The organism is Gynuella sp., assembly GCF_050297175.1.
Taxonomy (GTDB): Bacteria; Pseudomonadota; Gammaproteobacteria; order Pseudomonadales; family Natronospirillaceae; genus Gynuella.
Genome location: NZ_JBNKSF010000043.1, coordinates 169,983 through 191,288 on the forward strand (window position 1 = coordinate 169,983; position 21,306 = coordinate 191,288).

The following is a 21,306-nucleotide window of genomic DNA, read 5'->3' on the forward strand; positions in this document are numbered from 1 at the left end:
CATGCAACTGAACAAAATTCCCGCGACTATCGTAACCGGCTTTCTCGGCAGCGGTAAAACCACCCTGCTGTCAAACATTCTGCAACAGGCCGCCGGTAAGCGTATCGCCGTCATCGTCAACGAATTCGGTGAACTGGATATCGACGCCGAACTGCTGCGCAGTTGTCCGTTGGACTGTGATGAACCCGGTGAGGTTAAGGGTGAAAACGGCATTTACGAACTGGCGAATGGCTGCATCTGTTGCACCGTGGAGGAGGAGTTTCTGCCCGTCATGAAGCAACTGGTGGCACGGCGCGATGACATCGACCACATCCTGATCGAAACCAGCGGTCTGGCGTTGCCAAAACCCTTGGTACAGGCCTTCAACTGGCCGGAGATCAAACAACATTGCACCGTCGATGCGGTGATCACTCTGATCGATGGCCCGGCGGTGACGGCCGGACGTTTTGCCCACGATGAACTTCAAGTCCAGGCCCAACGCCTGGCCGACGACAGTCTGGATCATGACCCTTCGCTACAGGAACTGCTCGATGATCAGCTCAGCGCAGCTGATCTGGTGCTGGTCGGCAAAAATGATCTGCTGAGCGACGATGAACGCCAGCAGGTACAGGCCATTGTATCCCGCAAAGTGCCGCCGGCCGTCAAAACCGTTTACATCAGTAACGCCAATTTTGTGAATGCTGAGCTGCCGTTGGAACAACTACTCGGCATTGCCGCAGCGACTGAGGAGCGCATTACTGAGGTCCATAACCATCACGATCATCATCATGCCCATGGCGAACACCACGAACATGCACACGACCACTTCGATTCTCTGGTGTTGAGTCTCGGCGAAGTCGATACCCAAGTACTGCAACACCAATTGCGGGAACTGCTGGCAACCCAGAACATTTTCCGTATCAAGGGATTTGCCGCGCTGCCGGACAAACCCATGCGTCAGGTATTACAGGCCGTAGGCCAGCGCCTGGATGTGCACTTTGACCGTCTTTGGCGGACCGATGAACCGCGCCGAACACAGCTGGTGATCATTGGTAAAGCACTGAATCGCGATACTCTGCTGGCGGCCCTGTCTCCGGCAGAACAGGTGAGTGTCGACTGATGCATTTGTTCGCTGCCAAACCCGGTGGATTTGTCGACGACGAGGGCATTATCGACCTCGATCAGAGTCCGGCAGACATGGTCATCCTGTCTGCCGCAGACAGTAGTCTGTCGGCCCTGGCGATGGCAGCGGAGAGTTTGCCCGCAGATTTCCCCAGCGTGCGGCTGGCCAACTGGATGAACCTGCTGAAACCGGCAGCCTTCGACCTCTATCAGGATAAGGTACTGGATCATGCTCGCGTGGTCGTGGTGTCACTGCTGGGGGGGTCGGGTTACTGGCCTTATGGCTATGACCAGTTACAACACTGGGCACAGCAACGGCCACAACGCGTGCTGATCATGGTGCCCGGCGATGATACGCCTGATCAGACACTGTTCGATGCCGGCACCGAGGCCATTGAACACAGCTCCCGGGTGTGGCGCTATCTGCGCGAAAGCGGAACCCGCAACAGCCTGCAATTGTTTCACTACCTCGCCGCTCATTATTTTGACCAGCCGGTAACATGGCTACCGCCTGAAACACTGCCCGGGTGCATGATTTATCCGCCAGACAGGCTCTCGCTGACGGCTCAGTCGTTTACTGAAGAACCGGCCAAAACAGATGCCAACCTTGTGCTGACTGAGTGGCGCAGGCGCTGGCAGACGAAACACCCGGTCGCACTGCTGCTGTTTTATCGCAGTCATCTGCAAAGCGCGAACACGGCCATGTTTGATGAGCTGATAACTTGTCTGGAGCAAGCCGGCATCAATATTCTGCCGGTCTCGGTGGCGTCTTTGAAAGACGACGGGACACTACAACAGATCAACCACTGGATTGAGGCGGTGAATGCCAGCCTACTGATCAACACTACCGGTTTTGCCATCAACCGTGTGGACAGCGCCGATCAGGCCGCCGGACCATCTGCCTTTTATTCCCCTTTCGCCGGTCAGTTGCCGGTGCTGCAATTAATTCTGGCGAGCAACGACGAGGCCGACTGGCAGCGGCATACCCAGGGGTTGCGGGCCCGCGATCTGGCCATGCAGGTGGTGCTGCCGGAGATGGACGGCCGTATCATCACCCGGGCCATCAGTTTTAAAACCGAAAGCCATTACAGCCGGCGCTGCCAGACCTCGGTGGTGCGTTATGCCCTGCATCCGGAACGGGCAGCATTTGTGGCACAACTGAGCCGGCGTTTCTGCGCCCTGCGGCAAACGCCCAATCCAGACAAGCGCATTGCCCTGATCCTGGCCAATTATCCCACCAAGGACGGCCGTATCGGCAATGGTGTCGGGCTCGATACACCGGCCTCGGTCATTACGCTGTTGCAGGCCATGGCCAAAGCCGGCTATCCGGTTACGGATATTCCGGTTGATGGCACGGCGCTGATTGAAACTCTGCTTGGCGCTGTGACCAATAATCCCAATACCCTGCACACTCTGCCTTGCTGGCAGAGCCTCGATCTGCATGATTACATGGTTTATTTCCGGCAACTGCCAGAGACCTGTCAGCAGGCCGTCTGGCAGCGCTGGGGTGGCCCGGAACAGGATCCCAAGTGTCGCAACAACCACCTGATGCTGGCCGGAATCCGACTGGGTGAAACCTTTATCGGCATTCAACCGGCGCGTGGATTTGATCGCGACCTGGCAGCCAATTATCACGACCCTGATCTGGTACCACCCCATAGTTATCTAGCCTACTATTTCTGGCTGCGTCATGTGTATAAAGTCGATGCAATCATCCACGTTGGTAAACATGGCAACCTGGAGTGGCTCCCCGGAAAGGGATCAGCTTTGTCCGATCACTGCTGGCCGGATATCTCCCTCGGTCCGATGCCGCATTTTTATCCGTTTATCGTCAATGATCCCGGTGAAGGCTCACAGGCCAAGCGCCGCACCCAGGCGGTCATCATCGATCACCTGATGCCACCGATGACACGCGCCGAAAGTTATGGCGATATGGCCCGGCTGGAAGCACTGGTCGATGAGTATTATCAGGCAGCCGGGATGGACAGCCGGCGCGAAAGCTGGCTGCGGGAAGCGATTTTCGAACTGGCCCGTAGCAGCGGTATCGCCCAGGAACTGAACCCGGCAGCAGACGATGATGAAACACTGCTGGATGAACTCGATACCTATTTATGCGACATCAAAGAATCCCAGATTCGTCATGGCTTGCATCGCCTGGGTCAATTACCAGAACCAGAAAAACTGATCGATACCCTGGTGGCACTGTTACGCCTGCCCAGAGGAGATGGCGCTGAACACCGTGGCATCCTGCATAATCTGGTGCGTGATTTACAGTTGACCACACATACCGAGACTGCGGAATACTTTGATCCACTCAGCGTCGGGCGCGAAGACTGGCTGGGCCCGAGACCGGACATTCTGGAAACCATCTCGAAAACCCCATGGCGCAGTGCTTCCGATACCCGCGAACGCCTGGAATTACTGGCCCGGCAATGGGTCCGGAAATATGTCGTGGAATCTCAGAACCTCACCACTCTGCACACGACGTTTCCGAACAGCTATCAACAACTCCACTATGCCCGGGTGCAAATATTGCCAGCGCTGCATCAGAGCGCCGAGCTGGAAATTCAATCACTGCTCGACGGCCTTGAAGGCCGCTTTGTACCACCGGGCCCGAGTGGTGCCCCAACTCGTGGGCGACTGGATACGCTGCCGACTGGTCGTAACTTTTTTTCTGTGGACAGCCGCGCAATTCCTTCACCGGCGGCCTGGGCCATCGGTGAAAAATCTGCCCAAGCACTGATCGAACGCCATCTACAGGAACACGGCGATTATCCGCGCGAGCTTGGCCTGTCGGTCTGGGGCACGGCCACCATGCGCACCGGTGGAGACGACATTGCTCAGGCATTTGCGCTGATGGGCGTGCGGCCCCTGTGGGCTGCCGGCTCGCAACGGGTGACCGACATCGAGGTGATTCCCACCATGTTACTGAACCGGCCCAGAGTCGACGTGACCCTGCGGGTATCCGGGTTCTTTCGCGATGCGTTTCCCAATGTCATCAAACTCTATGATGCAGCGGTACAGGCCATTGCCAGCTCTGAGGAACCAGGCAACGACAATACCATCCGCAATCATATTCGTGAGCGCAGACAAGCGCTTATGGACCAGGGCCTCGATGCAGCACAGGCTGCCCGGCAGGCATCTTACCGGGTATTTGGCAGCAAACCCGGTGCTTATGGCGCCGGCCTGCAGGGGCTGATCGATGAACGTTGCTGGCAGCAAAGCAGTGACCTCGCCGAAGCCTATCTGAACTGGAGCGGATATGCCTATGGCCAGGAAGGCGGTGATGGCATGGCGGCCCACGATGAGTTCCAGCACCGGTTATCACGCTTACAGGTTGTCCTGCAGAATCAGGATAACCGCGAACACGATCTGTTGGATTCCGACGATTACTATCAATTTCAGGGCGGTATGAGCAATGCGGTGAACGTTTTCAGCGGCAACATGCCGACGATCTACCACGGTGATCATTCCAACCCGGCGCAACCGAAAATCCGCACGTTAAAAGAAGAACTCAATCGGGTGATCCGTTCCCGGGTGCTGAATCCCAAATGGATCAATGCCATGCGTGAGCATGGTTACAAAGGCGCATTCGAAATGGCCGCCAGTATCGACTATCTGTTTGCCTACGATGCCACCACCGGACTCATCGCCGATTATCAATATGCCCAGGTCACGGATGCTCTGGTACTGGATCCGGACAATCAGGCATTTCTGCGCCAGCACAACATTCATGCCCTGGAAGAAATGGCAGAGCGACTGCTGGAAGCCACTCAACGCGGCATGTGGCAGCAACCAGACGGATACGAAAATACCCTGCAGGATCTATTGCTGGATCTCGATGAAGGCATGGAGCAATCATGAAATACATATTAGTCGAATGTCATCATCACTCATATTTACCCACCCCTATCACGTGTTACTGGCAGCCAATAAAAAAACTGCTTGTGATGCAACATAACGATCGCTCACCCGATCGTCTCGAAAATATGCTATTAAACAGGAGAACTTAAACATGCATATCGAACCCGGCGTCGTCAGTGGCGCTAAAATCTTTCTCAGCTACGGCACGGCACTGGGTGCTGCCGGATATATGATCAAACACATCAGCGACACCATAAAACAGTCTGGCACTGCTGCGTTTGCACTGCGCAGCCTGCTGGCGACCATACTGGTATTCTGCTTTTTCGAAGTATTGCCTCACTTCCCGGTTGGCGTATCAGAAGTGCATTTGATACTCGGAACCACTTTGTTGTTAATACTCGGAACCGGCCCGGCAGCCGTAGGATTGATGGGTGGCCTGCTGGTCCAGGGACTCTTTTTTGCCCCCTTTGACCTGCCACAATATGGTATGAACGTCACCACTCTGTTAGTACCGCTATTTGCCACTGCGGTACTGGCACGCCGTATCATCCCCAACAACACGGCCTATGTGGACATCAGTTACGGTCAGGCATTAAAACTGTCATTTGCCTACCAGGGTGGGATTGTCAGTTGGGTGGCTTTTTGGGCTTTTTACGGCCATGGTTTCAGCACCGATAACCTGGCATCAGTGTTCAGCTTTGGGGTGAGCTATATGAGCGTGATCATTGCCGAACCGCTGATCGACCTCGGTGTACTGGCCATCGCCAAGCGTATTCATGGACTGAGAAACAGTCGTTGGGTGGAACAGCGGTTGTATTAGTAAAAACGCAATAGATTGCCCTTGCCTCACTTGGTTATACCACTTGAGGCAATTGGATCTTCCTGCTATACCACTAATCCGTTATTCACATAAGTCGCAATCGATCCAGGGAACCTCTCAGATGAACACCGCCCGTTTTCCAAGTAATAAATAATTTATAGGTTCGATTGCACTCCTACATCCGGCCTGTCCACTATGGAGCTTATCAGCAGAACCCCATCTGAAAAGTGGCATCGTATGACAAGAAGGGCCCTTAAGAAGGAGAAACCTTTAATTTTTTCCTTAACGGGAATCTCTGCAACCAGTCGCATCATATCCTGAATTACGTTATAGATAGCGAAACTGAGTCAGACTCTGATAAAGAACCGCTAAAAAATGGTCTGTTTGTCAGGGCCCATTAAAATATTGTTCTTCACCACTCTATTACTACCCCCCCTCCCCCCCGATTCGTATAGCAATAATAGCGAACCAATATATAAAATTGAGACTTCTAAAAGTCGAGATACAGCGATATAAACTCGACTCATTTGTCTATGACAATGTTCTACTATGTTTAATGAATAAGGCTTTGGTTCTGATGATACCTTCATTCATGATTCTATAAAAAATCAAAATTAAAAATAATGCCTATACTTAGCATAGAAACATTAAACTTTTTCAGAGTGATTTATTTAAATATTGGGCTAAATTAATAAAACAAGGGATTTGTTAATACTAGCCTGTTGGCATACTGAGAGCGAACTATTGCTTCGACAAGGCTAAAGAAGTGAATTTAAAAGCTCAAAATATATGGAAAACAACAACCGCCTTCTAGCTTCATTCTGAATGATCGACCTGGAAAGGCCCAATTGAAAGCACTCAATACTCTATGGGAGTTTATTTCTATGCGAACTTTAGCGAAAAGCTGTTTAATAGTTGCTGCTTTTTTAATCACAATATTTGCCACCGCTGAGGATTTACAGGTTGTAACGCTGGAATATCCACCGTATGCCTCCAGCACGCTGAAAGAAAATGGCTGGGCCTGGAAAGTTGTGCAGGAAGCGAGCGCCAGAGGCAAAATAGATGCCAAACTAACATTCATGCCATGGGCAAGGGCACTGGAGGAAACCAAAAAAGGCAATATGGATGCACTCTATTTAGCAAATAAAAATCCTGAACGAGAAAAATGGGCAGTATTCTCAGACAAAGTCGGGGCAGTCATCAGCGTAATGTGGGTACAAAAAGAAAAAGGCGTAACGTTTAATAGCATGGAGGATTTGAAAGCTTTAAATGTTGTGGCACTCCGCGCCAGCACTCAGATCAAGTGGATGGAAGAAAACGGTATCAATGTGACGGCTATGACGGATATAGAACAAGGCTTGTTACGCTTAAAGGCAGGCAGAGTTGATGTTTTAGTTGCCGACTTGTATACCACCAAACATCTTATAAACACCATAGATGGAATGACACTGGATGACTTTACTTACTCTGATAACGAAGCTTTGCAATATAAAGCTGACTTCTATTTAGCATTTTCCCGTGCAAAAGGTTCCGCCGAGGAAAAAGCAGCAAAATTTAACGCAGGCCTTAAACAAATAAAGACCGATGGGACTTATGAAGCCATACTAAAAGATTACGGACTTTGATTCCAAGATAAGCGGGTTTGCGATATCAGCCCGCTTATTTTTCACTCTCATTTGTTCACGTAATTTCAGTTTTTCAATTGGAAATGAAGTACAGTAATAAGTAGGCTTGAATTCATAATTGTTCTAAGGGAACCTCTTACATGGACACCGCCCGTTTGCCAAGCCACAAATAGCTCATAGGTTCGATTGCGCTCTTACATTCGGCCTGTCTATGGGTATAACACCCTGGCCACTATGGAGTTTGCCAACAGGGCCCTATCTGAAAACCGGCATCATGTGCCAAGAGGTTCCTCGGGTTTGACCTGCTGCGGTTCGACCTGTTTTGCCATTCATCGCTTCTGCAACCGGATGAGTATTGTCTAGTGTGCCTGCTTCTCGTTTATGTGTACGACGCGTTTGCGCTACGGTAGTGTTCCTCTCGAGCCAAGATCACCCAGGCAATGCGAGCCATCTTATTGGCCAGAGCAATCGCGACCTGGTTCGAATGCTTATGTTCCAGCAGGGATTCTACCCAGGGATAGCCACCTGACTGTCCCGCTTGTTGTCGGCGCCGAATATGCCGTATCACTGATTTCGCTCCCTGTACCAATAGACGCCTTAAATCACCGTCCCCCCGTTTACTAATACCCAGTAGTTTTTCCTTACCACCACTGGATGCCTGTCTGGGGACCAGTCCGATAAATGCGGCAACTTCCCGGCCATTACGGAAACCTCGACCATCGCCTAACGCGGTGGCCGTTTGAAGACCAATACCCGGAACTTCGGCCAGCCGGCAACTGTCGTCATTCGCCTTGTGCCAAATCGCCAACTCCTTGTCCAGATCACTGATCAAGTGTTGATGATGTTGATAAGAACGCCACATGACCTCTAAGGTTCGACGGCACAGTGCGGGTAGTTCCGTGTACTCATCAGCTAATAACACTGGGACTGCCTGCTCAAATACCGTCACACCTTTCGCAAATACTATCCCGAACTCAGACAATAAGGCTCGTATATGATTGCTCAGACTCTCGCGTTCTCTCATCAGCAACTGACGACTCTTATGCAGGTGTGACACAGCCTGTTGTTCGGGTGACTTCACCTCAACGAAGCGCATATTTGGCCGCTGAACAGCTTCGCAAATGGCTTCGGCATCGTGATAATCGTTCTTGTTGCCTTTGACGTAGGGTCTCACAAATTTTGGATTCATCAGTTTGACTTGATGGCCTAACCCGATTAACTCGCGCGCCCAGTAATAACTATTGCTGCAGGCTTCCATACCAATGAGACAGGGAGCTAGTTGCGAAAAAAACCGATGCATTTGCTTGCGAACCAGTTTACGGCTTATCGTACATTTCCCCTGTCTATTCACGCCATATACCTGAAAAATATTCTTTGCTAAATCCAACCCAATGACGTTAATCTCTTTCATGACATCGCCCTTCCTATCAGTTGATAATGACACTTCAACTATGGCACCTAGATGCCGGTTTTGGGAAGGCGGTGTCCATACCATCTGAAAAAAAGATTATCCATCTACTGCGACACCTGCGTCAGTTCTTGGTTATTCTTGGCCTGTTGTAACAGATACTCAAGACTGTTGTTCTGAGCTGCAATCTGGTTCCACTGTCCACTGCTCGTTGTGCTGGTATATTCAGGAAATTCCTTCAGCCGGTATTTGGTGCCCATCATCTCAAATTCGATATTGATATCCGGATAGTACTTATTCAGAGTGGACAAGTACGACTCAAATTCGGCAATGCCTTCCTGTTCATGATCACTGACGTTAAAGGTACGTAGGGTACAGCCGGTCACAGGCAGATCAGGGTCGGCGAGAACCGCCTGGCCGACCTCATTTTTGACTTCACAGAATTCCCCGGCGTGGTAAAGAATCAATACATCACCTTCAAAGCCACCTCTCGACAGATACTCTGCCAGTTGTGCGATATATTTTTCATTTTCCTGGGTGTTAAGCGGAATACCATATGGCAACTGTGAATGCTGGTTAATGGCCCATTCCAGCGCTTCGACTTTGATTGCCGGGGTGGTGTCTGCTGATGCAGATGTGGCCGACATTCCCAATTGTGCCACCTGCTGTTGCAGATCCTCCAGCTGCTGAGTCTGGTGGGACAAAGTCGCATTGGCTGAGGTCAGCTCTAAGGTAACGGTTTTCAGGGCATCATATACCGGTCTTAGTAGCAACATAACCGCAATCAAGGTAGCGGTGATGGTGCCCAGGATCCACCATAAGGCCCGACGGGTCGCAGTGTGTACAACCGGCGTTACTTTTGACGCCAGAGACTCCAGCAGCTCATACTGATCAAGCTTGATACGATCACGCTGTTCTACAAACAGCTGACGGAACAGCCCGCGCATGGAGTCTTTTTCAAGCTCTTCACTGGCACTTCTGGCCAGCTCTTCGAGCGTATGCTCCACCTTGGGCATTTCTGCAGGTTCATCAATCGTAACCGTATTTGGCGTGTTATCAACAATGGGTTCCGCCGGTCTGGGTTCGACCAGCTTAAGTTGTTCCAGCACTTTTTCCAGCTGTACGGGTTTAAGTTTTTTGGGCAATACACCGACGGCACCAAATGCTCGCGCCTGCGCCACATACACTTCCCCTTCTTTGGAGGTATACATGATGATGGGAATACGGGCGGTTTTGGGATCTTTTTTAATGGCCTGTACGGCCTGAAAACCATCCATTCCCGGCATCATGTGATCCATAAAGATGACATCCGGTGCCGATGCACTCAAAAACCCCAGACCTTCTTCCGCTGAAGAGGCAGTTTCGACATGGATGCCCATATCAACCAGCATTTCTTTTAATACGTAACGCGCCAGTTTCGAATCATCGACCACCAATGCAGTCTTTCTGGCAGCAACTCCAGGCTTCTTATCGACCATGCTAGATACTTACCTACGATCTCAGTTTTGGATGAATACCCGCACATAACAACCCCACAGGCAGGGTTTGCTAAGGTAGTGGCCACGCTATCTTATAGTACTTTTTTTCAGACAGAAGCAGGTTAACGACAATCGTGGCAACCACGTCCAAAATATCCTTTAAAAAAGATATAGAACGAGCACTGGTTCTCACATTCTGGAAGGTAATGGTTTTTGCGGGGCGGCCTGAAATAAAAGCGGACTTCCCGACGGGCTGATAAATCCGCCGGGAAGATCATCCGGCCATAAGTTTGACCGGATGAGTCACCAAAGGTTAGTGAACAAATTTGGATAACAACCGCAGGTAGCGAATCTGATATCCGTTGCTGTTTTCCGTAACAGACCAGGAATTAAGAGGCCAACTGTCGTTAAAGTCTGTGTAGGATTTCTGATTGGGCTGACCATATGGCGGCGACAATTGTTGAACCCCGCACTTGGCGTTGTTTTCGGGGCTGCCACAGCTGTAAGGACAGCAACTATCCCAGTCGTAAGACGGGTTGGCACCACCGACCAGGAATCCCGGAGGCGGACCATAAAGCGAGTCGCTGACGCTGTCCCACTTGGCACTGCCGTCGCTAAACCAGGAATGATAGAACTGATCTACAGAGTTTTCAGCGCCATAATTCCCCATATTGGACAGATATACTTTACCCAGCGGGTTCACACCATGAAGGTAATGAAGATATCCCAGTGCCACATTTTTGACCTCCGCTTCACTTTGGGTATTCAGCCCCTGAAGTATCTGCTCATAAAACATGAAGCCCACGTCTGATTTAACACCGGAGCTTCCCCAGGTGTAATCTTTCAGTTGTGCCTGATAAGGATCGGTATCGTCATTGACCGCTCCCCATAGGTGGCTGTCACTATTCATGGCATTCACGAAACGCTCTTTAATGACATTGGCAACGCTGGCCGTGGCATTGGGAAGATTCGCGTAATACAACAGAATATGTGTATCGAACACCGCAAACGGATTCGACCAGTAGTAGGCAATCAGGTCGGCATTTCTATAGTTGCTATCAAAAAAGTCTTGATAGACCACGTCACCTGTCATCTCAAACAAATAAGCTGACGCATGCAGCTTTTTCAATAACCGGCCTTTGTCATCCACTTCTTGTTGGCCCGCGCCTAAACCTGAGCTGCCATTGGCAGAGTCGTTATTATAGAACACAACGCTTGGATTCGCGTCGGCCCAGTCCCAGGCATTTTTCGCTCTGACCAGCAGATCACCCGCATAGTCTTTGTAACTTTGCTGATTAATATCGCCAAACACTTTAGCACCCAGTGCAAACGCCGAGGCTGTCGATAAGGTCGCAGAGGTACTTTCCGGTCCGTAAAGGCTCGCTCCAGTGGCACTGGAAGGCGGACTCGCGTGGGCAAGACCCACAATGGACAGGACTGAACCATTGTCATTCTGTAACCGAATCAATGAATCCATGCCCCATTTGGCTTCATCAAGAATATCCGGAATGCCATTGCCGGATTCGGGGATGTTAAAGTCATCTCCCCAGGCCGCCGGGTTTTCCAGGTAAGCATGCAGGAGATCGACCACATAAGCCGCCGTCCAGTTGGTATATTTGTTAAAGTCACCGGCATCAAACCAGCCACCACGAAGATCCCGCTCAGTCGCGGCGTTGTCCGGGTCGCTAAAGAGTCTCGCCTGTGGGTCCTGGCCAGTGCCCAAATGACTGGCTGCGTCAGTCCAGCCGGGTTCCGCATATGGTTCCTGTTTGGCAAATCCAACACGCTGATAAAACATCGCCCGCATCGCCTGCTTAAGCACGTCATCATATACTGCATCGTCGATACTGAAGGTGGGCGATACCACTTCGGCCTCCAGGTCACGGACATAATAGTTACCCGGGGTTTGAATACTGCTGAAATCAAACCGCCAGGTCTTGTCACCGGAAGATGGGTCTACTGCACCATCATGCCATGGTTGTAAAGTGCTGCGAAAAACCACGGTCGAAGTATCTGCATCGACCAGCTCGAAATGAACACCGGGGGTATAGGCATCTGCGGAGTCAAACCCTTCCACAGGATCACGAACGACAGCAACTTTACGGGCATCGGTTGGATAACCAAACTGGTCAACGACGATAAACGGACCGTCACCGTTCACCGATGCCTGACTGCCGGAAGGAGCACCGGAATCATCAGAAGAGGGTTTATCGGGGGGGTTATCCGATGATGAGTGATCATCAAAAATATCAATATTACATGCAGTCAGTGAGGTCAGCAGAGTCGCTGCTGCCATCACATTACCGATGGGTGTTAATTTTTGCATAGGTCTGTGTCACTTGATGATTGTTTAAAAATACCCCAGGCTTATAAGACAGCTTCTAACGCCATAACATCAAGCAGGAGTCTGTTGTCATACGACATATATATCCGGCAATCAAACAGATCATCCCGAACAATTTGATGGTTACCAGGCTCACATTGGATTTACAAAAATACCGGCACCTTCCTGTCCTGTATTTGGCAATCTGACCACTTGAACAGTCAGTACAATAGCCAGCCACGCCGATTGTAACGTGGCTCATGAAAAATTTTGTTAACCAGCTCCCGCAGTGTGGGGTACTTACGTCCATTTTTCGGCAACAAAAACGGTGAGTGAATGCATTCTTACCTTTTATCGCACGATGAAAAATCAAACACAGGTTGGAGCACCGGTCTAAAAAGGCATGTTTGCTGCCAATTTTTCCCTTTCAGCCTGAAAAAACTGAAACAGCAATCTGCAAGCGGATGATGGAAAACATTTACTGTCTATTCGGCAGCACAAAACCATTGCCATTTAACTGGCCTGCAAGGATGTCGGTTAACGCTCATAGACAAATATGCCACGATGAAAACCGACTTATCCCAGAAGGATACAGGCAAGAAAGAACAAACCAGTGATTATCAAATTAACCAATATATCGAACAGGTATAACCGGGATATCTATTCCAGTTCGTTAGCATAGAATCAGCATTTTCAACACCTTTTGAATTTCGAACAAGCAAAGGCCACAACAAGTATTCTGTTTATTATCGTTACCTTTCCTTTATAGATTTTCTACGGCTGAGAGACACGAGAGAACTCTTTAAACGTCTGGATATGCAGATGATCTACGTCCTGGGTTCGAACGCCCAGGTGAATCTGTTTATGAATACCCTGCTGCCCCAGACGCACTGGATAAACCGCAAAGGTTTCTGCATATTCGGCCACCAACCATTGCGGCAGTGTGGTCACCCCCCGACCGGATGCCACCATTTGCAGGATAATTTCTGTGGCCTCCAGAGTTTTATGCTTTTTGGGCCGACAGCCCGCCGGCACCAGAAACTGTTGATAGATATCCAATCGTTCGGCACTGACCGGATAACTTAACAAGACCTGATCCGACAGTTGATCCGGGCGAACATACGGTAATTCCCTTAAGGGATTCGCTTCACCGACCAACAATACCAACTCGTAGGGAAACACCGGCTCAAACACAATGCCTGCACGGGTGATGGGATCAGGGGTCACCAGTATATCGATATCATGGTTGTACAACGCCGCCAGTCCCCCGAAACGAAACTGCTGTTTCACATCAATGTCGACATTCGGCCAGCGCTGTAGAAACGGTTTGACCACCCGCAGCAACCACTGATAACACGGGTGACATTCCATCCCAATGTGCAAAGTGCCCTGCTCACCTCCGGCATATTGCCGCAGGACTTCATCGATACGTTCAAGCTGCGGCAACAGGCGTCTGGCTTCATTGAGCAGATACTCACCTGCCTGGGTGAGCCGCAGAGTTCTGCCTTCCTTGCTCCACATGGGCACGCCTTTACTCTGTTCCAGCTTCTTCATGGTGTGACTGAGCGCCGACTGTGTCAGATTCAGCGCGCTGGCAGCGGCAGTCAGTGATCCCTGACGTTCGATTTCCCGCAGGATACGGAGATGGATTCGTTCTATCATCGCTTACTCATGAATATAACTAATGATTTGATTAGAATTGACCATTATTAATCATGAATACCCTCTTCTACAATCCGTGATATTCACAGATTGGAGAACACACATGGCATTACTGCACAACCTTGGCTTTCCGCGCATCGGTGCCAATCGAGAGTTGAAGTTTGCACTGGAAACATTTTGGGATGACCGGATCAGTACCACGCAACTGTTACAACAGGCTGCGGATATCCGCATGCAGAACTGGCAACAGCAACTGCCACTGGACTGGATTCCAGTAGGGGATTTTTCCCTTTATGACCAGGTGTTGGACATGAGCTTTTGCCTCGGCAACGTACCCACCCGGATTAGCAAACGGCATGGCAGTGAACTGGAACATTATTTCCGTGCCGCCAGAGGCAGAGCAACCAAAAACGATACCGAACCCTGCCTTCATGCCAGTGAAATGACCAAATGGTTTGACACCAATTACCACTACCTGGTGCCGGAAGTCACGGCAGATACCACGTTCTCCCTGAACCCAACCCGCCTGCTGGAGCAGTTTAATGAGGCACGCAATGCAGGTATCAAGGCCAAACCAGTCATCATCGGCCCCGTTACCTATTTGTGGTTGAGCAAGGCCAAGGACGACTCTCCTCGCCTGGACTTGCTGCCCAAACTACTGCCGGTCTACAGTCAGTTGCTGGAATCACTGGTGGATGCCGGGGCAGAATGGGTACAGATTGACGAGCCGGCACTGGTGACGGAACTGTCCCCTGAGTGGAAGCATGCATTTGAGTTTGCCTACCATACGTTAAAAGCCAATCGCCCAAATCTCCTGCTGACCACATACTTTGGCACTTTGCAGGAAAACCTGCAGCTGGCCTGTCATTTACCGGTGGCCGGCCTTCATATCGATGCCGTCCGTGGCCGTGAAGAGGTAAGTCGGATAGTCGACTGGCTACCGGCCCACAAGGTACTGTCCGTTGGTGTCATCGATGGCCGCAATATCTGGAAAACCGATCTCAACGCCACTCTGGACTGGCTTGAGCCCATTGCGGCGAAACTCGGTGAGCGGCTGTGGCTGGCCCCGTCATGCTCGCTGTTGCATGTCCCGGTAGATCTCGACAATGAAACCGACATGGATCCGGAAATCCGCAACTGGCTCGCTTTTGCCCGGCAGAAACTGACTGAACTGACGGTTCTTGGCAAAGCCATCAATCAGGGTCGCGCAGCAGTAGCAACGGAGTTGGCAGCCAATCAGGCGGCTATTGTCAGCCGTCAGCAGTCCTCGCGGGTGCATAATCCCCAGGTGGCACAAGCGCTGGAAACAATCACTCCAGCATTCGGTCAACGTCAACATCATTATTCCCAGCGGGCGCAAAAACAGGCCGCGCATTTACGACTCCCTCTTTACCCCACGACCACGATCGGCTCGTTCCCACAGACGGCGGAAATCCGCAAAGCCCGACTTGCCTTTAAACAACAGCAGTTATCCTGGTCTGATTATCAGGCCGGTATGAAAACCGAAATCGAGCGTGCAGTGCGTGAGCAGGAAGCGCTGGGTCTGGATGTACTGGTGCATGGTGAAGCCGAACGGAATGACATGGTGGAGTATTTTGGCGAGCAATTGGAAGGATACGTATTCAGCCGCTTTGGCTGGGTACAGTCTTATGGCTCCCGTTGCGTCAAGCCGCCCATTTTGTTTGGCGATATCAGCCGGCCAACCCCCATGACCACCACCTGGATCAAATATGCCCAATCGCTAACCGACAAACCCATGAAAGGTATGCTGACTGGTCCAGTGACTATTCTGAACTGGTCATTTGTCCGCGATGATCAATCGCGCCGGCAGACCTGTCTGCAACTGGCTCTGGCAATCCGTCAGGAAGTCCTGGATTTAGAAGCCGCCGGCATCAACATTATTCAGATCGATGAGGCAGCTTTACGCGAAGGCTTACCGCTGCGCCGCTCAGAATGGCAGGTATATTTAGACTGGGCGACGGAGTGTTTCCGCATCAGTGCCAATGGCGTGCGTGATGAAACCCAGATCCATACGCATATGTGTTACTCGGAATTCAACGATATTATTGAGGCCATTGCGCAGATGGACGCGGATGTCATCACCATCGAGACCTCCCGCTCTGATATGGAACTGTTGGATGTGTTTGAGGAATTTGAGTACCCCAATGAAATCGGCCCGGGTGTCTACGATATTCACTCACCCAACATACCCGATCAGAAACACATCATTCGGCTTATGCGTAAAGCTGCCGAGCGCATCCCAGATAAGCGTCTATGGATCAATCCTGACTGCGGCCTGAAAACCCGTCGCTGGGAGGAAGTCATTCCGGCTCTGCAGAACATGGTCAGTGCCGCCAGAGTATTACGTCAATCGGCAACTGCCGAGTAAACCTTCAACACTGATACAACGCACAGTGCCGGTCAGTCATCGGCCAGGTACTGTGCTGCCAACGCTTTTTTATCCACTTTGCCACTGGGCATGACCGGTACGGAGGAGACAAAATGGATACTCTTGGGCACACTGGAATCACCCAGCGACTGGCGCACAGTGGTTCGGATGGACTCATGATCGGGCGGCTGATCTATGGCAATCAGAAACGCATGAACCGCCTCTCCCACCGTGTCATCCGGCACGCCTACCACGAACGCTTCATCAATCTCTGGATGATTGTTCAACACCCGTTCAATAGGTCCTATATATACCGGTAAAGCATTGACCATGATGACATCCCGGGCACGGCCATCAAGATACAGGTAACCATCTTTTATATAGCCACAGTCGCGGGTTCTGATCCAACCGTCCTGAAATATCTCACAGGTCAATTCAGGTTTCTGCCAATACTCAAATGCCGCCAGTTCATTACGGACATAAACTTCACCTTCGCGAATATCCACCTGTACATGTGGCAATGGCCGACCAACGGATCCATATCTGCCCTGACGAATCTCATCCGGCGTAATTATCGAAATACAATTGGATTCTGTCTGACCGTAGGCGAAATAAACCACGGGGCCCAATCGATCAAACGCTTCAGACAGTCGGTGGTCCGACATCGGTGAGCCGGACACCATTAACATCTTCAGGCTGCTCAGGTCACAGTGACGGGTGCGTAATGTATCCAGCATCTGATACAGACGTGGGACATTCATGAGCGAAGCCGTGATGTTCAGCCGGGTGATGACATCCGGAAACAACGGCGCATCGTCGATCCTGGGGATCACCAGCGTGCCACCATTGAACAGACTGAGAAAGGAAAAATCCTGTATCGGGATACTGGCCAACGTCCCAAATAACAAAAAACGTTGGGAACGGGCAGCAATTTCCTGCAGCTCCGGACTTAACATGGCGGCATTGACTGCCCAGTGAGTTGCAAGGGCCCGGTAGGTCCGGGAACATCCTTTAGGCTGTCCGGTGCTGCCGCTGGTATAGGCCACATGGGCAATGTCATCAATCCTCGCCAGCAGTTCCAATGGTCGTTCAGGCGTCTGCAGCATTCCATGCACCACCTGCTGATCGATCACCCGGTCCACTCCCTGATCCAGAATAAACTGCAACTGCGCCTCGCTGTAACCAGGCCGGATATCGATCACTAGACAGCCACGGGCATAGAGCGCCAGATACATTGCCAGGGATTCGGGTGAGACATCCAGAATCAGGACCACGTGACTGCCGGGCCCAAGACCGGCATCGTTCATGGCGGCCGCCAGACGTCTCACCATGGACAACAGTTCAGCCGCAGTGACCTGCCGGCCATCGCATTCCTGTTCCACGACAACATGCTCCGGGTGTATCTCCAGTTTCTGAATGATCGCTTCCGGGAAAGTCATAACATTGCCTCTTTTTTGAAGGTGAGAACCGCCGCTGCCTGAAACAAGAATACTGAGTGTTGTCTGTATGAATCCGGCAGGGGTGTCGCTGCAAAGTATTACTGTATTGCCGGATAGCCCGAACAGATCAACACCCGATCAGTCAATCAAGCGCCTGATACAGGCTTATTAGGATTATTGGCCAGTCTGATATGGAATTTTGGATTCTTTACCACTTGGTAAAGAAAAGACAATCATTCAAGTGTACGAGACACCGGTGAACGCTGAGGCATGAGCAAATCATTTTTTTCGATGACCGCATATATTTTTCGGGCCGTACGGGCCAGCAGACGAATGTCACCCAGTTTGGGGACATCTCCATTATCCAGCGCTCTCTGCCAATCATTCACTTCCTGCTCCAGATAGCCCATCAGTTTTTTAGGACAACCGATACAGGTCTTCTGGCACAAGTCAGCTTCAGGGGCGCCCAAAGGCAGCTGCTCACGAATAGTACAGAGCAATTGTTGCATGGCAATTCGACTGGAGGGTTTAGAGGGATGCATGAGCAACAGCACAGAACGATCACATCACACTATTGTGCCGTTGTCTGCACTGGTATTGATATGATCTGGATCGCCCCGTTGGTGATTATATGTCCAGACCATGTGTAACACTCAGTTGACGGTGCATTCTCCGCACAATGCCTCGGCAAACAGATGACGGATGGAATCCGCATCGGAACCCATGGCAACCAGATGATGCAACTTGGTAAATGCCGCTTCCAGGGTCAGATCGGCACCGGCGACAACACCTATCTGATTGAGTGCGGAACCGGTCGCATATGCACCCTGATAAACGCCACCCTGCAAACACTGGCTGATGTTAACCACCACGATTCCCTGCTCACCGGCACGCGCCAGTTCATCGATCAGTGCGCGATTGCCATCAGGAGGATTACCCACGCCATAAGACTGGATAATCAGCGCCCGAACATCATCATGATCAATCAAATCGCGAATCACTCTGGCCTGAATACCGGGATACATAGGCGCGACCACCACCGCACCGGCACTGAATTCGGGTAATTCAAAATGCGGTTGACCAGCCGGCAATAACAAATTCTGGCGCAATTGAATGTGTATGCCAATCTCACCCAGCCAGTCCAGATTGGGTGAATCGAATGCATCGAACCCCACACTGCGCACCTTGGTACTGCGATTACCACGCAACAGGCGGCCATTGAAATAAATGCAGACTTCGGAAATCCGCTCATCAGCAGCCAGTATCATACTGGTCACCAGATTATCCAGAGCATCATTACGCAATTCGGTCAGGGGAATCTGAGAGCCTGTCACGATCACGGGCTTATTCGCCCCCTGCAGGATAAATGACAGCGCCGAGGCCGTGTAGGCCATGGTATCGGTGCCGTGCAGAACGATGAAACCATCATAGTCCTGCCAGTGTTCCGTGATACGGCGACCAATCTGCATCCAATCGGATGGGTTCAGATTGGAACTGTCGATCAGTTGTTCAAACTCCACCAGGTCATAGGCCGGTAACTCTTCTACCGCCCGCGCCTGTAATTGCAGGGCGACAAGATCCGCAAATCCTGTCGCCGGAACGTACCCCTGAGGGGAATTTTGCATACCAATGGTGCCACCGGTATGCAGTATTAGTATGCGACGTTTCATCAGCTCTTTTTATTTATGGTTGTCAGATGCGGGGCCAGCATGGACTGCGGGCTGAGCAATTGTTCCAGTTCAGCCTCATCAAGCAAACCCTCTGCCAACACCAGCTCCCGAACTGTACTGCCGGTATGCAGGGCAGTTTGGGCAATGCGTGACGCGTTGGCATAGCCAATATAAGGAACCAGCGCAGTAATGGTGCCAATGCTTTGATCCAGCAATTGCGCACAACGCTCACGGTCCGCCTCGATTCCCTGAATACAGCGATTTTCCAACATTGAGCAGGCTGAGCCCAGCATTTTCATAGAATTCAACAGATTGTAGATAATCAGTGGTTCCATGGCATTCAGCTGCAATTGTCCTGCTTCGGCTGCCAGGGTAACTGCCAGATCATTAGCAATCACCTGGTAAGCCGTCTGATTAACCGCTTCCGGAATCACTGGATTAACCTTACCGGGCATGATGGACGAACCGGGTTGCATTGGCGGTAGTTTGATCTCACCAAAACCCGCTCTCGGGCCACTGGACAACAGGCGCAGGTCGTTGGCCATCTTACCCAGCTTGACTGCAAAGCGCCGTAATATACCGGAGAACAGCACGAATGCGCCCATGTCTGAGGTGGCTTCCACCAGGTTGGCGGCACGCACCATGGGTTTACCGGAAAATTCAGCCAGATAACGGACTGCCAGCGCCGCGTATTCCGGATGGGTGTTAATGCCGGTACCAATGGCGGTACCACCCAGATTGACTTCACACAGCAATGCACAGGCTTCGCGCAGACGATCGATATCTTCACTGAGGTTAACAGCAAATGCCTCGAATTCCTGTCCCAGGGTCATGGGTACGGCATCCTGTAACTGAGTACGTCCCATCTTCACCACATCCGCAAATTCGACCCCTTTTTTCGACAATGCCGCAATCAGGCTTTCAATGGTGTCAATCAACGGATCAGCCGCGAACTGAATCGCCAGGCAAGCCGCTGTCGGATAGGCATCGTTGGTGGACTGTGAACGGTTGACATCATCATTGGGATGCAGATGCTGATATTCGCCCTTACCATGGCCCAGTTTTTCGAGCGCCAGGTTGGCAATCACCTCATTGGCATTCATGTTGGTGGAGGTTCCGGCACCGCCCTGAATCAAATCGACCACAAACTGGTCATGCAGGTGACCGGCACAAATGTCCTCACAGGCTGCGAGAATCGCACCGGTTTTAGTGCTATCGAGATTACCCAGTTTATTGTTCGCTTTGGCCGCTGCCATTTTGACCAGTGCCAGGGCTTTAACCAGTTCCGGGAAATGACTGATAGGTACGCCGGTGATGGCGAAGTTTTCCACTGCTCGTTGCGTCTGAATGCCATACCAGGCATCCACCGGTACTTCTTTATCGCCGAGCAGATCGTGTTCAATACGTGTTTTCATGCGTGCAAAATATCCAAGCTAATACAAATTGACGTTTTTATTCAGCAGCCAATATCCATTAACCGAGGGGAATCATATAAGCCGGAAAACTGACCAGTGAGCTTGTTGTTCT

Annotated in this window: 13 protein-coding genes; 5 read left to right on the plus strand and 8 right to left on the minus strand. The window is 51.1% G+C overall.

Going from position 1 to position 21,306, the window contains the following annotated elements:
- The first annotated feature begins 1 nt into the window (after nt 1).
- The 4 genes from cobW (at nt 2) to ACQY6I_RS18805 (ending at nt 7,410) form a co-directional block, all read left to right on the plus strand.
- On the plus strand, nt 2–1,099 hold the full coding sequence (cobW, locus tag ACQY6I_RS18790) for a cobalamin biosynthesis protein CobW (RefSeq protein ID WP_428243042.1): 1,098 nt from the start codon (nt 2–4) through the stop codon (nt 1,097–1,099).
- Complete coding sequence (cobN, locus tag ACQY6I_RS18795) at nt 1,099–4,965, plus strand: cobaltochelatase subunit CobN (protein WP_428243043.1); 3,867 nt, start codon at nt 1,099–1,101, stop codon at nt 4,963–4,965. The genes cobW and cobN overlap by 1 nt, the downstream gene beginning before the upstream one ends.
- Before the next feature lie 151 nt (nt 4,966–5,116).
- Entirely contained in the window at nt 5,117–5,785 is a 669-nt protein-coding gene (locus ACQY6I_RS18800; protein ID WP_428243044.1) for an energy-coupling factor ABC transporter permease, read from the plus strand.
- Between the two features lie 848 nt (nt 5,786–6,633).
- Nucleotides 6,634–7,410: a substrate-binding periplasmic protein gene (locus tag ACQY6I_RS18805; RefSeq protein WP_428243045.1), complete on the plus strand. Its 777-nt coding sequence runs from the start codon at nt 6,634–6,636 to the stop codon at nt 7,408–7,410.
- A 379-nt stretch (nt 7,411–7,789) separates the two neighbouring features.
- Here ACQY6I_RS18805 and ACQY6I_RS18810 read toward each other — a convergent pair whose 3' ends face one another.
- From ACQY6I_RS18810 to ACQY6I_RS18825, 4 genes are all read right to left on the minus strand, one after another.
- Entirely contained in the window at nt 7,790–8,821 is a 1,032-nt protein-coding gene (locus ACQY6I_RS18810) for an IS110 family transposase (protein ID WP_428243046.1), read from the minus strand.
- Nucleotides 8,822–8,925: 104 nt separating this feature from the next.
- Nucleotides 8,926–10,296 (minus strand): response regulator, encoded by a 1,371-nt coding sequence (locus ACQY6I_RS18815; protein ID WP_428243047.1) that lies wholly within the window; start codon nt 10,294–10,296, stop codon nt 8,926–8,928.
- A gap of 313 nt (nt 10,297–10,609) precedes the next feature.
- Nucleotides 10,610–12,622, minus strand: coding sequence for a glycoside hydrolase family 9 protein (locus ACQY6I_RS18820; protein ID WP_428243048.1), 2,013 nt, complete (start codon nt 12,620–12,622; stop codon nt 10,610–10,612).
- Between the two features lie 771 nt (nt 12,623–13,393).
- The gene (locus tag ACQY6I_RS18825; protein WP_428243049.1) at nt 13,394–14,281 is read right to left on the minus strand and encodes a LysR family transcriptional regulator; all 888 of its coding nucleotides are present in this window, start codon (nt 14,279–14,281) and stop codon (nt 13,394–13,396) included.
- A gap of 103 nt (nt 14,282–14,384) precedes the next feature.
- Between ACQY6I_RS18825 and metE the strand changes: the two genes are divergently transcribed.
- Entirely contained in the window at nt 14,385–16,670 is a 2,286-nt protein-coding gene (metE, locus tag ACQY6I_RS18830; RefSeq protein WP_428243050.1) for a 5-methyltetrahydropteroyltriglutamate--homocysteine S-methyltransferase, read from the plus strand.
- Between the two features lie 32 nt (nt 16,671–16,702).
- Here metE and ACQY6I_RS18835 read toward each other — a convergent pair whose 3' ends face one another.
- From ACQY6I_RS18835 to ACQY6I_RS18850, 4 genes are all read right to left on the minus strand, one after another.
- Nucleotides 16,703–18,109 (minus strand): class I adenylate-forming enzyme family protein, encoded by a 1,407-nt coding sequence (locus ACQY6I_RS18835; RefSeq protein WP_428243051.1) that lies wholly within the window; start codon nt 18,107–18,109, stop codon nt 16,703–16,705.
- 233 nt (nt 18,110–18,342) lie between these two features.
- The gene (locus tag ACQY6I_RS18840; protein WP_428243052.1) at nt 18,343–18,651 is read right to left on the minus strand and encodes a hypothetical protein; all 309 of its coding nucleotides are present in this window, start codon (nt 18,649–18,651) and stop codon (nt 18,343–18,345) included.
- Between the two features lie 111 nt (nt 18,652–18,762).
- On the minus strand, nt 18,763–19,779 hold the full coding sequence (gene ansA, locus ACQY6I_RS18845) for an asparaginase (RefSeq protein ID WP_428243053.1): 1,017 nt from the start codon (nt 19,777–19,779) through the stop codon (nt 18,763–18,765).
- Nucleotides 19,779–21,194 carry an aspartate ammonia-lyase gene (locus tag ACQY6I_RS18850; RefSeq protein ID WP_428243054.1) on the minus strand — a complete coding sequence of 472 codons (1,416 nt, stop codon included), beginning with the start codon at nt 21,192–21,194 and terminating at the stop codon, nt 19,779–19,781. Before ACQY6I_RS18850 ends, ansA begins: the two co-directional genes overlap by 1 nt.
- Nucleotides 21,195–21,306: the final 112 nt, after the last annotated feature.